This window comes from Streptomyces sp. NPDC020845, assembly GCF_044334165.1.
GTDB lineage: Bacteria > Actinomycetota > Actinomycetes > Streptomycetales > Streptomycetaceae > Streptomyces.
Genome location: NZ_JBIRSJ010000023.1, coordinates 73090 through 86174 on the forward strand (window position 1 = coordinate 73090; position 13085 = coordinate 86174).

Here is a 13085-nt window from a genome sequence, read left to right on the forward strand (position 1 = left end):
GGGAGTGGGCCCGGGAGGGCCGAGAGGGGCAGGAGAGAACGATGAGTACGGATACGGGGGCGTCGGCGGAGGCCCGGCTGGCCGGCACGGCCGGTGCGGGCGACGCGGCCGGTGCGGGCGGTGCGGGCGACGAGGTCGGGGCGGTCGGTGCGGGCAGGGCGGGCGACGCGGTCGGGGCGGGCGGCGCGGTCGGGGCGGCCGGCGCGGTCGGTGCGGACGAGGTGGCCGGGGCGGGCGGCGCGGTCGGGGCGGGCGGCGCGGCCGGTGCGGCCGGTGCGGCCGGTGCGGACGAGGTGGCCGGGGCGGGCAATGGCGCCGCGCGGCTGCAGCAGCTCTTCGAGGGCCACCGCCTGACGCCCACCCAGCGGCGCATCGCCCACTGCATGGTGCGGCGGGCGGCCGACGCGCCGTTCCTGTCGAGCGTCGAACTCGCCGAACTGGCCGGCGTCAGCCAGCCGTCGGTGACCCGTTTCGCGGTCGCCCTCGGCTTCGACGGCTACCCGGCGCTGCGCAGACATCTGCGGGAGGTCGCCCCCGCCGCCGTCGCCGAGCGGGTCGCGGGCGAGGACGCGTACAACGAGTACCAGCAGGCGGTGCAGTCGGAGATCGACAACCTGCGCCATCTGGCGTCCCTCCTCGCCGACCCGGCCCCGGTCGCCCGGGCCGGGCGGCTGCTCGCCGAGTCCCGGCCGCTGCCGGTCCTCGGGCTGCGCGCGGCCTCCGCCCAGGCGGGCGGCTTCGCGTACTTCGCGCGCAAGGTCCACCCGGACGTACGCCTGCTGGACGAGGGCGGCACCATGCTCACCGACCGCGTCGACGCCGCCGTACGCGCGGGCGCGAGCGCCCTGCTGTGCTTCGCCCTGCCGCGCCATCCGCGCGAGGTCGTCGAGGGCCTGGAGTACGCCCGGTCCGCCGGGCTGACCGTGGTGACCGTCGCCGACAGCGCCTTCGCCCCGGTCGCCCGCCACAGCGATCTGCTGCTGCCCGCGGCCGTCGGCACCGGCCTCGCCTTCGACACGGCCTGCGCGCCGATGCTGCTGGGGCGGGTGCTGCTGGAGGCGATGTGCGACGCGCTGCCGGAGGCACAGGCGCGGCTGGAGGAGTTCGACGCGAAGGCCGCGGAGCGGGGGCTTTTCGTGGAGTAGGCGCGTGGAGTAGGCGCGTGGAGTAGGCGTGGAGTAGGCGCGTCTCACGGAATTCTCACACCTGGTGACTAGAGTCCGTCCCCGAACGGATGTATGTACGGCTTGAGCATGAGCCGAATTCGTTGACCAGGAGGAGGTCTGTCGTGGGGCGCGGGGCATATGCGCTGGCCCGGGTGGCCGTGGTCGTACGGGCGCCGGCGGGGTGGCTGTGGTGGCCGGGCGTACTGGCCGCCGGCGTCGGGGTGTTGGTGCCGGGGCTGACGGGCCGCCGGATCGGAGTGCTGGCCGGAGCGGCGCTGTTCCTGATCGCGGCGGCCGTGGCCTTCCTGGTGCGCCGGGGACGGTATCTGGAACTGGCGCGCGCCGCCTCCCGGGCGGGCAAGTCGGTGTTCCTCCAGGACCGCGCGGTGACCGTACGGGCCCGGCGGCGGGCACTGCGCTGGTGGCTGCTGCTGGCGTTCCTGGCCGCGGTGGGGTCGTCGTTCGCCGTACCCGCGGCCGCCGGGATGCTGCTGGCCGGGGTCGGCGCCGGCCTGTGGGCCAAGGCGCTGTGGCTGGGCCGCTGGGAGCAGGCCAACGACGTGCTGCTGTGGGTGCGCACGGAGTGGGTGGCCCGCGGCAAGCCGGCGGGCAAGGGCATTGGCGCCTACCAGACGACGGGAATCGTGGCCGGCGACGCGGGGCCGGGTGGCGCCCGGCGCGGTCGCGCGACGGCCGGGGCGGCGCGCTGAGGCGGCGCGCTGAGGCGGCGTATGCCGCGCTGGCGCGGTGGCGCGGTGGCGTGACGCCGACGGGCTCACGGGGCGCAGCCGCGCGTGCGCCGCGGTGGCGGTGTGCGCGTCGCGTCGGCGGTGCGCGTGTTGCGCCGATGCCGCGCCGGTGGCCACCGCCGCCCGGCTGGTGCGCGGCACTATGGGCGGGCGCCGCCATGGCTTGGTGAGGCACGTTCCGCGCCGCCCGTGCCCGAGGGGCAGGCCCGACGGCGCGCAGTGCCGTTGACGGCCGCCCTGCTGTGAGGTGTCGGAGGGCGGGTGCCGCTGGCTTTCCGCGTCCATCGGCGCCTTGCGATTCAGCCCGATGCGCGCGGCGCTGCTGACGGCCGCGCTGACGCTGTTCCCGTGGGCCTCACGCCGTGGGGGCGTTATGTGCGCCGCGCTGACGCGCTTGCGCCGCGCTGACGCGCAGGCGACGTACGGGACACGGGGGCCGGGGCGCGATGGGCCGGGCGTCACGCTCGCCCGCGCTGCCCGCGCTGCCCGCGCTGCCCGCGCTGCCCGCGCTGCCCGCGCCGCGCCGCGCCGCGCCGCGCCGCCCGCGCGTCCCGCACGCGCCGCCCGCACGCGCGCGGATCACAGCCCCGACAGCGCGCCCATGTGCTCGCCGCCGCTCTCGGCGACGATCTCGTCGAGGGACTGCGGCGAGCGTACGGGGGCGAAGCGCACGCGGCCGTTCTTGCCGCCGCCGGCGACCGAGAAGCCGTAGATCCCGGGGCGGGGCAGGCTGTTGTAGGCGAAGTGGTTGGAGACGTAGTACGCGCCCGTGTCGAGCAGCGCGACCAGGTCGCCCGCATTGAGTTCGGGCAGCGGCCGGTTCACGGCGACCAGGTCGCCCGCGAAGCAGCACGGCCCGGCGACGTCCTGGGCGACCGGGCCGTCGGGCCCGGTCGGCTTGGGCACGCCCTCCCCGTCGTAGGCCATCACCCGCAGCGGCCATGACTCCGGGGCGAACACGGTGCGCGTGGCCAGTTGGGCGCCCGCGTGGGTGATGGCGATCGGCCGGCCGCCGGCCGACTTGGCGTACTCCACACGCGCCAGCACCGTGCCGGACTTGGCGATCAGCGACCGCCCGAACTCGGTGACCAGCCCGTACCGGCCGTCGAACAGCCCGGGGACGGTGTCGAGCAGCAGCAGGGCGTAGTCGCGGTAGCCGGGGGTGATCTCGTCGGAGGCGAAGTTGACGGGCAGCCCGCCGCCGATGTCCAGCGTGTCGATCTGCTGTCGGCCGACCGTCCGGTTGATCTCCTCGGCGAGCTCGTACGCCGCCCGTACGCCCGCCGCCATCAGCTCCAGCGGGCAGCCCTGCGAGCCGACGTGTGCGTGCAGCCGGGTCAGCCAGGGCCGTTTGGTGAACGCGTTCACAACCCATTCGCGCGTCCCCGGGTCCAGCAGCGCCACCCCGAACTTCGAGGTCGCGGTGGCGGTGCTGAGCGCCCCGATGCTGCCGCCGCCCACCTGCGGATTGACCCGCAGCCCGAGCGGGCCGGGCGGCAGGGCGGGCCCGGGGCCCGTCCGCGGCCGTACGAGCGCGTCGAGGCGCGCCAGCTCCTGCGGGTTGTCGGCGTTGACCGCGATGCCGAGTTCGATGGCCTCGCGCAGCTCGGCGGTGGTCTTGGCGGGCGCGTCGAGCACGATGTGCTCGGGCCTGACGCCCGCGGCCCGGGCCAGGGCCAGCTCGCCGGGGCTGGCCACCTCGCAGCCGATCCCCTCGTCGGCCAGCAGCCGCAGTACGGGGACCAGCGAGGCGGCCTTGACGGCGAAGGCGTGCAGCACGGGTGTGCCCGGCGCGACGATCTCGTCGAAGGCGGTCCGCAGCTCGGCCGCGGCGGCCCGGATGCCGGCCACGTCCAGCAGCCCGACCACGGGCTGGTCGGGCCCGATCAGCCCCTGTTCCACGGCGGCCCGCACCGCTCGCTCCCGCCGGGCGGCCGCCTGCGCCGCCGCCCCTGCCCCTGCCCCCGCCACGACCGGATTCGACGTCATGCCCTCAGCCAACCACCACGCCGCCCGGCCGCCCACCCCGTCCGGCTCACGGTCCCGCGGTGAGAGACGTCAGAACGTGCCGGGTGTCGGCCGGTACACGCCGCCCGCGCAGGATTCCAGGGCGATGTGCAGCCGGAGCGCGCGAGCGTCGCGTACGGTTTTGTTCTCCGAGATGAGGTGGTACTCGACCTCGCGCGGGTCCCGCGAGCCGGAGGGCCGCAGCGGAGGGGGCACGGGCCCCGGTACATGGGGCTTGAGGAGGGCCCGCACGGTGAGGGTGCAGCCGGTCCGGGTGGGCGCGTAGGTCACATACGCCAGGTCCTGCCACGGGACGTCCCAGACGGCCTGGCCCAGTTGCAGCGTCAGCCGGTCGCGGCTCACCCGAATGGCGCTGCGGTGCAGGTACGTCAGCGCGTGGAACAGGCCGGTCAGCAGGCAGGCGGCCGCGAGGACGCCGCCGACGGCCAGCCCGATCGGCAGCCCGCCCGAGGACCCGGCCAAGGCCACCACCACCCCGAGGGCGAGCGCCGCCAGCAGCATCGGCCTGCGCATGCGACGCCTGAAGGCGGCCCGGCCGCCGTCCTCGGCGGCGAACGCGTCCGTGGCCGGTACGGGACCGGTGCCGGGGCGAGGCTGGTCGGGCCGGCCGGGCGGCTCGTGGGATGGGGACTGCGGGCCGGGCGGTGCGGCCGGTGCGGATGGCGCGCCCGGTGCGGCCGGTGCGGGGTGGGTCGGCTGGGCGTGCGGCGGGGTGGGCGTCCGCGGGTCGAGGGCCGTGGGGGTGCGGGCCGCGGCGGGGTCGAGCACCGTCGGTGCCCCGCCCGTCAGCGCCGCCGCCACCTCCGCCGCCCGCGGCCGGGACTCGGGTGACTTCGCCAGGCACGCCTCGACCAGCGTCCGCAGGCTCTGCGGCAGTCCGCCCAGGTCCGGCGGCTCGTGGACGACGCGGAACAGCAGCGCGTGCGTCGGGCCCTCGCCGAACGGGCCGCGCCCGGTGGCGGCGAAGTTCAGCACGCTGCCGAGGGAGAAGACATCCGTCGGCGGCCCGGCTTCCCGCCCGATCGCCTGCTCGGGCGACATGAAGCCGGGCGTGCCCATCACGGTTCCGGTCGCCGTGAGGGCCGTGCCTCCGCCGCCCTCGAGCGCCTTGGAGATGCCGAAGTCGATCACGCGCGGGCCGTCGTCGAGCAGCAGCACGTTCGAGGGCTTCAGGTCGCGGTGCACCAGCCCCATGCGGTGGAACGCGGTCAGGGCCTCGGCGAGTCCCGCGCCCAGCCGCCGCAGTGACGGCTCGTCGAACGGCCCCTGGCTCGCCAGGTGTTCCGCCAGCGAGGGGCCCGGCACGTACTGGCTGGCGACCCAGGGCGTCGGGCCGTCCGGGTCGGCGTCGACCACCGGCGCGGTCCAGAAGCCGCCCGCCTTCATGGCCAGCTCTATCTCCCGCCGGAAGCGCTGTCTGAACCCGGGATCGTCGGCGATCTCGGGCCGTACGAGCTTGACCGCGACCCGCCGCCCGGAACCGGACTCGCCCAGGAAGACCTGGCCCATCCCGCCCGCGCCGAGGCGGCCGGTCAGCCGGTAGGGACCGATGGCCGCAGGGTCGTCCGCCTGTAGTGGCTGTGGCAATGCTTCCCGCCCCCCGTGTTCGCTGCGCCCCACACCCTACTCACGCCGTCACGACCGGGTTCACAGCTCCACCGGCACCGCACCGACATGGCGCCCCTCGACCGGTTCGCTCAGCGCGCGCGGCGCCTTCGCCGCCTCGGGTGCACCACCGTGCGGAACTAGCCCGCCGCCTGGGTTCGCGTGGGGTCCAGGTCGCGGCCGAGGTCGCGCAGCGGCCCGCCGACCCGCTGCGCGAGCCCGTCGCGCAGCTCGGTCAGCCGCTCGATGCGCTCGTCGAGATACGCCAGCCGGCGCCGGACGATCATGTTGGGGAGGGTGCACAGGCCCGGCTCCCCGTCGGCCCGGGGCTCTCCGGGCGCGGGGCGGTCGCGGCGGTTCGCGGGGAGCGCTTCGATGGCCGCCACGAGGGCCCGTACGTCCTCGATGGTCAGGCCCGCGGTCAGCAGCTCGCGTACGGCGCGCAGATGCCGTACGTCCTCGGCCGTGTAGTCGCGGTGGCCGGAGGATGTGCGGCGCGCGGTGAGCAGTCCGCGCTGCTCGTAGTAGCGCAGCGCCCGCGGTGTCAGCCCGGCGGCAGCGGCCGCGTCCCCGATCCGCATGGGTCCCCCGTTCCCTCTGTGCCTTTCCGCCTCGGCGCCATTGTCGCGCCGAGCCGCCTACAACTCCACCAGCACCGCGCCCACATGGCGGCCCTCGACCAGTTCGCACAGCGCGCGCGGTGCCTGCTCGACGCCCCGCAGCCGGGTGTGCGGGTAGGTCATCGTGCCCTCGCTCAGCGCGCGGCCGAATTCGCGCTCGTACTGCGGATACGCGTCCATGTGGTCGAAGGCCGCGGTGCCGCGCAGCGTGATCCCCCGTGCGATCAGGTCGAAGGTGCTGATCGGGACGGTCGCCATGGCGTCGCCGGTGAGCTGCGCGGACAGCGCGCCGACGAGGGCGAAGCGGGCGCCACGGCGGGCCACGGCCAGTGCGGCCAGCAGTTGTTCGCCGCCGACGTTGTCGAAGAGTGCGTCGATGCCGTCCGGGGCCGCCTCGCGCAGCTGGTCCTCGATCGGTCCGGCGCCCCGGACCACGGCCGCGTCGTAGCCGAGCTCCTTGACCAGGTATTCGGCCTTGCGCGGGGAGCCGGTGGAGCCGATGACCCGGGCGGCGCCGTGCAGCCGGGCGAACTGCCCGGCCAGTGTGCCGACCCCGCCGGCCGCGCCGCTGACGAACACGGTGTCCCCGTCCCGCACCTCGGCCCCGCGCACCACCCCCAGCCAGGCGGCGAAGCCCTGCGACAGATACGCGGCGGGGTCGGGCAGCGCCCCCGGGCTCAGCCGCTCCGCCTCGGCGGCGTCCACGACCGCGTACTCGCGCCAGCCCAGCCGGTGCCGGACCAGTTCGCCGGGGGCGAGGTCGGTGCCGGGCGCGGCCGTGACCACTTCGCCGATGGCGGGGCCGTGCATCGGGTTGCCGGGCCGCTGCAGCAGCTGGGTCAGGGCGAAGCTGTCGGGGTCGGCGATGGTCAGGGGGCGCATCACAGCGGCGACGTTCATGAGCCGGTTGCGTACGAGCACCTGTCCGGGGCCGGGCTCGGGCACGGGGGCGGTGGTGACCTCGAAGTGGTCGGTGGTGAGCGTGTCCTCGGGCCGGGCGGCCAGCAGCACCTGGCGGTGGGTGGCGGGCACGGCGGCCGGGGTGGGCTCGGGCAGCGGCATGGAGCGCTCCTCGGTGTGGTGGGAGTGGCAGTGGCAGTGGAGCGGAACGCCGAGACGGTAAGACCTGACGTATACGTCAACCGCAAGCCCGTTCCCCGGAACACTCCGCGAGGCGGTATTGACTAGCTCTATTCATCAAGGTGAAGATGTGAATATCTCGATCCAGTCGACGGCAGGGAGGCACGGCCCATGTCAGGACCGCGACCCGTACGCGCACCGCGCGGCACCGAGCTCAGCGCCCGGGGATGGCAGCAGGAGGCCGCCCTCCGGATGCTGCAGAACAACCTCGACCCGGAGGTCGCCGAGCACCCGGAGAAGCTCGTGGTCTACGGCGGCACGGGCAAGGCGGCCCGCGACTGGCGCTCGTTCGACGCCATGGTCCGCACGCTGACCACGCTCAAGCAGGACGAGACGATGCTGGTCCAGTCGGGCCGGCCGGTCGGCGTGATGCAGACCCACGAATGGGCGCCGCGCGTGCTGATCGCCAACTCCAACCTGGTCGGCGACTGGGCCAACTGGGAGGAGTTCCGCCGCCTGGAGGCGCTGGGCCTGACCATGTACGGCCAGATGACCGCGGGCTCGTGGATCTACATCGGCACCCAGGGCATCCTCCAGGGGACGTACGAGACCTTCGCCGCGGTCGCCGCGAAGCTGCATTCAATGGGTAAAGGGGTCAACGGCACCCTGGCCGGGACCATCACCCTCACCGCCGGGCTCGGCGGCATGGGCGGCGCCCAGCCGCTCGCGGTCACCATGAACGACGGCGTCGCCATCTGCATCGACTGCGACCCGCGCGCCATCGAGCGCCGTATCGAACACCGCTACCTGGACGTACGGGCCGACAGCCTGGACCACGCCCTCCAGCTGGCGGTCGAGGCGCGCGACGCCAGGCGGCCCCTGTCCATCGGCGTCCTGGGCAACGCGGCCGAGCTGGTCCCCCAGCTGCTCGCGATGAACGCCCCCATCGACATCGTCACCGACCAGACCAGCGCCCACGACCCGCTGTCGTATCTGCCGCTGGGCGTGGACTTCGACGAGATGGCCTCGTACGCCGCCGAGAAGCCCGCCGACTTCACCCAGCGGGCCCGCGAGGCCATGGCGAAGCACGTCGAGGCCATGGTCGGCTTCATGGACGCGGGCGCCGAGGTCTTCGACTACGGCAACTCGATCCGCGGCGAGGCCCAGCTGGCCGGCTACGACCGCGCCTTCGCCTTCCCCGGCTTCGTACCCGCCTACATCCGCCCGCTCTTCTGCGAGGGCAAGGGCCCCTTCCGCTGGGCGGCGCTGTCCGGCGACCCCAAGGACATCGCGGCCACCGACAAGGCGATCCTCGACCTCTTCCCGGAGAACGAGTCGCTGGCCCGCTGGATCAAGCTGGCGGGGGAGCGGGTCCACTTCCAGGGCCTGCCCGCCCGGATCTGCTGGCTCGGCTACGGCGAGCGCGACAAGGCGGGCGAGCGCTTCAACGAGATGGTGGCCGACGGCACGCTCGCCGCACCGCTCGCGATCGGCCGCGACCACCTGGACTGCGGCTCGGTGGCCTCCCCGTACCGCGAGACCGAGGCGATGCTCGACGGCTCGGACGCGATCGCGGACTGGCCGCTGCTCAACGCCATGGTCAACGTCGCCTCGGGCGCGTCCTGGGTCTCCATCCACCACGGCGGCGGCGTCGGTATGGGCCGCTCCATCCACGCCGGCCAGGTCACCGTCGCCGACGGCACGCCGCTGGCGGGCGAGAAGATCCGCCGCGTGCTGACGAACGACCCGGGCATGGGCGTGATCCGCCACGTCGACGCGGGCTACGACCGCGCGGACGAGGTAGCGGCGGAACGGAACGTAAGGGTCCCCATGCGCGAGGGCGAAAGCGAATGAGTGTGGGCAATCGTTCCGCAGAGGGGGCACCTCCCAGCGGTAGCTGGGGGAGGGACGGGTGGGCACACCCCGCCCACCGGCCCGCACCCGCCCACGAAACGGAACCGCAGGCGGCGCCCAGCGCACCCGCCGGCTTCCACGAAATGTGGCGCGACCTCCTCCCCATCGGCCGCAACGCGTCAACCAACGGCTACCGCCGCTACGCCTGGACCCCCGCCGACGCCGACTGCCGCGCCTGGTTCCGCGCCCAGGCGGAATCCCGCAGCCTCGTCTACGAAGAGGACCGCAACGGCAACCAGTGGGCCTGGCTCGGCGACCCGACCGCCGGGGACGCCGTCGTCACGGGCTCGCACCTGGACTCCGTACCGGACGGCGGCGCCTTCGACGGCCCCCTCGGCGTCGTCTCGTCCTTCGCCGCGCTGGACGAGCTCCGCTCGCGCGGGGCGCGCCCCGCCAAGCCGCTCGCCATCGTCAACTTCGGTGACGAGGAGGGTGCCCGCTTCGGCCTGGCCTGCGTCGGCTCGCGGCTGTCCGCCGGGCAGCTGGGCGTCGAGCAGGCGCATGCGCTGCGCGACGGCGACGGGGTGAGCCTGGCGCAGGCCATGGAGCGGGCCGGGTACGACCCGGAGGCGATCGGCCCCGACCCGGAGCGGCTGGCCCGCATCGGCGCGTTCGTGGAGCTGCACGTCGAGCAGGGCCGCGCCCTCGCGGAGACATTGCACCCCGTCGGCGTCGCCTCCGCGATCTGGCCGCACGGCCGCTGGCGGTTCGACTTCCACGGCGAGGCCAACCACGCCGGGACGACCCGGCTGGACGACCGCCGCGACCCGATGCTGACCTACGCGAACACGGTCCTGGCCGCCCGTAAGAAGGCCCGGCTCGCCGGGGCGCTGGCGACCTTCGGCAAGGTCGGCGTGGAGCCGAACGGGGTCAACGCCATCGCCTCGCTGGTGCGGGGCTGGCTGGACTCGCGCGCCCCCGACGAGGAGACGCTTGCGGCGGTCGTCGGCGAGATCGAGCGCGCGGCCGTCGAGCGCGGGCAGCGGGACGGCGTGGACGTCAAGGTCACGCGGGAGTCGTTCACGCCGGTGGTGGAGTTCGCCCATGGCCTCCGTGACGAGCTGGTACGGCTGCTCGGCGGCGCTCCGGTGCTGCCCACGGGCGCGGGACACGACGCGGGCATTTTGTCCGCGTCCGTGCCGACCGCCATGCTGTTTATAAGGAACCCCACAGGCGTGTCGCACTCACCCGCCGAGACGGCGGCCGAGGATGACTGCCTCGCCGGGGTGACGGCACTCGCCGACGTACTGGAGGGCCTGGCGTGTCGCTGACGGCGCAGACCTACTGGGCGGAGCATGCCTGGCTGGGCGGGAGCGTGCAGCCGAACGTGCTCATCGTGACGGCGGTCGACGGCCGGATAAAGGCGGTGCGGGCGAACACGCCCGTGCCGCCGGCCGGGGCCGTCTGGCTGCGCGGTCTGACCCTCCCGGGCCTGGCCAACGCGCACAGCCACGCCTTTCACCGCGCCCTGCGCGGCATCGTCCAGGCCGGCAGCGGCACGTTCTGGACCTGGCGCGAGGTGATGTACGGCGTCGCGGACAAGCTCACCCCCGAGCGCTACTTCGAGCTCGCCCGCGCCGTCTACGCCGAGATGACCATGGCGGGCATCACCTGCGTCGGTGAGTTCCACTACCTCCACCACGCGCCCGGCGGCACCCGCTACGACAACCCCAACGCGATGGGGGAGGCCCTGATCGCGGCCGCCGCCGACGCCGGGATCAGGATCACCCTCCTCGACACCTGCTATCTCTCCTCCGGCTTCGGCGCCGACCCCAACACCCACCAGCTGCGCTTCTCCGACGGCTCGGCGGAGGCATGGGCGGAGCGGGTGTCCGCGCTCAAGGGCGATGGCAACACTCGGATCGGCGCGGCCATCCACTCGGTGCGGGCGGTGCCCGTGGACCAGATCGGGACCGTCTCCGGCTGGGCCGACCACCATGCGGCGCCCCTGCATGTCCACCTCTCCGAGCAGACCGCCGAGAACGACGCCTGTGTCGAGGCACACGGCTTCACCCCGACCCGGCTGCTCGCCGACCACGGCGTGCTGGGCCCGCGCACCACGGCCGTGCACGCCACCCACCTCACCCCCGGCGACATCCGGCTGCTGGGCCACTCGGCCACGGGTGTGTGCATGTGCCCGACCACCGAGCGCGACCTCGCCGACGGCATCGGCCCCGCCGCCCAGCTCCAGCAGGCGGGCTCACCGCTCTCGCTGGGCAGCGACAGCCACGCTGTGATCGACATCCTGGAAGAGGCGCGCGCCATGGAGATGGACGAGCGGCTGCACACCCGCACCCGGGGTCACTGGAGCGCGGCCCGGCTGCTGCGTGCCGCCACGGTCGACGGCCACGCCGCCCTCGGCTGGGGGGACGACGCGGGCCGGATCGAGCCCGGCGCGCTCGCCGACCTCACGACGATCGCGCTGGATTCCGTCCGCACCGCGGGACCCCCGCCCGCCCTCGGGGCCGAGACGGCCGTATTCGCGGCGACCAACGCGGATGTCCTGCACACCGTCGTCGGCGGGCGCCATGTCGTACGGGACGGGGCTCATCAGCTCGTCCCGCGCGTCCCCGAGGCCCTGGCCGAGTCCATCGCAGCCCTGCGGGACTGAGCCGGGGCCCAATAGAAGGGCTGAAAGGCCCGTACGGCCCGAACGGCCTCGCGCACGGCCCAGAGCGCGACCGCCCCACGCAAGGCCCTATCAAGGAGAACGCCCCCGCGATGACGACCGCGACAGCCATCATCGACATCTCCACCCTCGTCACCAACGACCCCTCCCTCGGCGAAGGCCCCCTCGGTCTGCTCCAGAACGCGGCCGTCGTCATCGACGGCGACCGCATCGTCTGGGTCGGTGAGTCAAGCGAAGCACCCGCCACTGACAATCAGGTCGACGCGGGCGGCCGGGCGCTCCTCCCCGGCTTCGTCGACTCCCACTCCCACCTGGTCTTCGCGGGCGATCGGACGGCGGAGTTCAACGCCCGGATGTCCGGCCGCCCCTACAGCGCGGGCGGCATCCGCACCACCGTCGCCGCCACCCGCGCCGCCTCCGACCAGGACCTGGAGGAGAACGTGGCGCGCTACGTCCGCGAGGCGCGCCGCCAGGGCACCACGACGCTGGAGATCAAGTCCGGCTACGGCCTCACCTCCCAGGACGAGGCCCGCTCGCTGGAGGTCGCCTCCGCGTTCACCGACGAGGTCACCTACCTGGGCGCGCATGTGGTGGCGCCCGAGTTCGCCGACGACCCCGCCGCGTATGTGGACCTGGTCACCGGCCCGATGCTGGACCTGTGCGCCCCGCACGCCCGCTGGATCGACGTGTTCTGCGAGCAGGGCGCCTTCGACGGCGACCAGGCCCGTACGATCCTCACCGCCGGAGCGCAGCGCGGTCTGACCCCGCGTGTGCACGCCAACCAGCTGACCCAGGGCCCCGGCGTCCAGCTGGCCGTCGAGCTCGGCGCCGCCTCCGCCGACCACTGCACGCATCTCTCCGACGCCGACGTCGACGCCCTGGCCCAGGGCGACACGGTCGCCACCCTGCTGCCGGGCGCGGAGTTCTCCACCCGCTCGCGGTACCCCGACGCGCGGCGCCTGCTGGACGCGGGCGTGACCGTGGCGCTCTCGCCCGACTGCAACCCGGGCTCGTCCTTCACCAGCTCCATGCCCTTCTGCGTGGCGCTGGCCGTCCGCGAGATGGGGATGACCCCGGACGAGGCCGTCTGGGCGGCCACGGCGGGCGGGGCGCGGGCCCTGCGCCGTACCGACGTGGGCCGGGTCGCCCCCGGCGCCCGCGCCGATCTGACCCTGCTGGACGCCCCCTCGCACGTCCACCTCGCCTACCGCCCCGGCGTCCCCCTCGCCGCGGCGGTCTGGCACGGCGGCACGCTGGTCTGATCGGCACCCTGGTCTGATCGGCACCCTGGTCG

At 74.5% G+C, this 13085-nt stretch carries 10 protein-coding genes; 6 read left to right on the forward strand and 4 right to left on the reverse strand.

Annotated elements, in window-relative coordinates; translation table 11 throughout:
* Positions 1-41 precede the first annotated feature (41 nt).
* Positions 42-1145 (forward strand): MurR/RpiR family transcriptional regulator, encoded by a 1104-nt coding sequence (locus tag ACH4U7_RS45420; RefSeq protein ID WP_398533636.1) that lies wholly within the window; start codon positions 42-44, stop codon positions 1143-1145.
* A 143-nt stretch (positions 1146-1288) separates the two neighbouring features.
* Positions 1289-1876 (forward strand): hypothetical protein, encoded by a 588-nt coding sequence (locus ACH4U7_RS45425; RefSeq protein ID WP_398533637.1) that lies wholly within the window; start codon positions 1289-1291, stop codon positions 1874-1876.
* A 618-nt stretch (positions 1877-2494) separates the two neighbouring features.
* Here the strand turns inward: ACH4U7_RS45425 and ACH4U7_RS45430 are convergent.
* The 4 genes from ACH4U7_RS45430 to ACH4U7_RS45445 all read right to left on the reverse strand — a co-directional run bounded on the left by ACH4U7_RS45430 (position 2495) and on the right by ACH4U7_RS45445 (position 7230).
* Entirely contained in the window at positions 2495-3904 is a 1410-nt protein-coding gene (locus ACH4U7_RS45430) for a diaminopimelate decarboxylase (RefSeq protein ID WP_398533638.1), read from the reverse strand.
* 69 nt (positions 3905-3973) lie between these two features.
* Complete coding sequence (locus ACH4U7_RS45435; RefSeq protein ID WP_398533639.1) at positions 3974-5530, reverse strand: serine/threonine-protein kinase; 1557 nt, start codon at positions 5528-5530, stop codon at positions 3974-3976.
* 158 nt (positions 5531-5688) lie between these two features.
* Positions 5689-6129 (reverse strand): MerR family transcriptional regulator, encoded by a 441-nt coding sequence (locus ACH4U7_RS45440; protein WP_398533640.1) that lies wholly within the window; start codon positions 6127-6129, stop codon positions 5689-5691.
* A gap of 57 nt (positions 6130-6186) precedes the next feature.
* The gene (locus ACH4U7_RS45445) at positions 6187-7230 is read right to left on the reverse strand and encodes an MDR family NADP-dependent oxidoreductase (RefSeq protein ID WP_398533641.1); all 1044 of its coding nucleotides are present in this window, start codon (positions 7228-7230) and stop codon (positions 6187-6189) included.
* 189 nt (positions 7231-7419) lie between these two features.
* On the opposite strand from ACH4U7_RS45445, the gene hutU reads away from it, so the two are divergent.
* From hutU to hutI, 4 genes are all read left to right on the forward strand, one after another.
* Positions 7420-9102 (forward strand): urocanate hydratase, encoded by a 1683-nt coding sequence (gene hutU / locus ACH4U7_RS45450; RefSeq protein WP_398533642.1) that lies wholly within the window; start codon positions 7420-7422, stop codon positions 9100-9102.
* Positions 9103-9245: 143 nt separating this feature from the next.
* Positions 9246-10433: an allantoate amidohydrolase gene (locus ACH4U7_RS45455; protein WP_398533643.1), complete on the forward strand. Its 1188-nt coding sequence runs from the start codon at positions 9246-9248 to the stop codon at positions 10431-10433.
* Entirely contained in the window at positions 10430-11773 is a 1344-nt protein-coding gene (locus tag ACH4U7_RS45460) for a formimidoylglutamate deiminase (RefSeq protein ID WP_398533722.1), read from the forward strand. The genes ACH4U7_RS45455 and ACH4U7_RS45460 overlap by 4 nt, the downstream gene beginning before the upstream one ends.
* A gap of 110 nt (positions 11774-11883) precedes the next feature.
* Positions 11884-13053 carry an imidazolonepropionase gene (gene hutI / locus ACH4U7_RS45465; protein ID WP_398533644.1) on the forward strand — a complete coding sequence of 390 codons (1170 nt, stop codon included), beginning with the start codon at positions 11884-11886 and terminating at the stop codon, positions 13051-13053.
* Positions 13054-13085: the final 32 nt, after the last annotated feature.

Excerpts from the sequence above, each read along its gene's own strand:
- ACH4U7_RS45420 (WP_398533636.1), top strand. The coding sequence starts at position 42 with ATGAGTACGGATACGGGGGCGTCGGCGGAGGCCCGGCTGGCCGGCACG.
- ACH4U7_RS45430 (WP_398533638.1), bottom strand. The coding sequence starts at position 3,904 with ATGACGTCGAATCCGGTCGTGGCGGGGGCAGGGGCAGGGGCGGCGGCG.
- ACH4U7_RS45440 (WP_398533640.1), bottom strand. The coding sequence starts at position 6,129 with ATGCGGATCGGGGACGCGGCCGCTGCCGCCGGGCTGACACCGCGGGCG.
- ACH4U7_RS45445 (WP_398533641.1), bottom strand. The coding sequence starts at position 7,230 with ATGCCGCTGCCCGAGCCCACCCCGGCCGCCGTGCCCGCCACCCACCGC.
- hutU (WP_398533642.1), top strand. The coding sequence starts at position 7,420 with ATGTCAGGACCGCGACCCGTACGCGCACCGCGCGGCACCGAGCTCAGC.
- ACH4U7_RS45455 (WP_398533643.1), top strand. The coding sequence starts at position 9,246 with ATGTGGCGCGACCTCCTCCCCATCGGCCGCAACGCGTCAACCAACGGC.
- hutI (WP_398533644.1), top strand. The coding sequence starts at position 11,884 with ATGACGACCGCGACAGCCATCATCGACATCTCCACCCTCGTCACCAAC.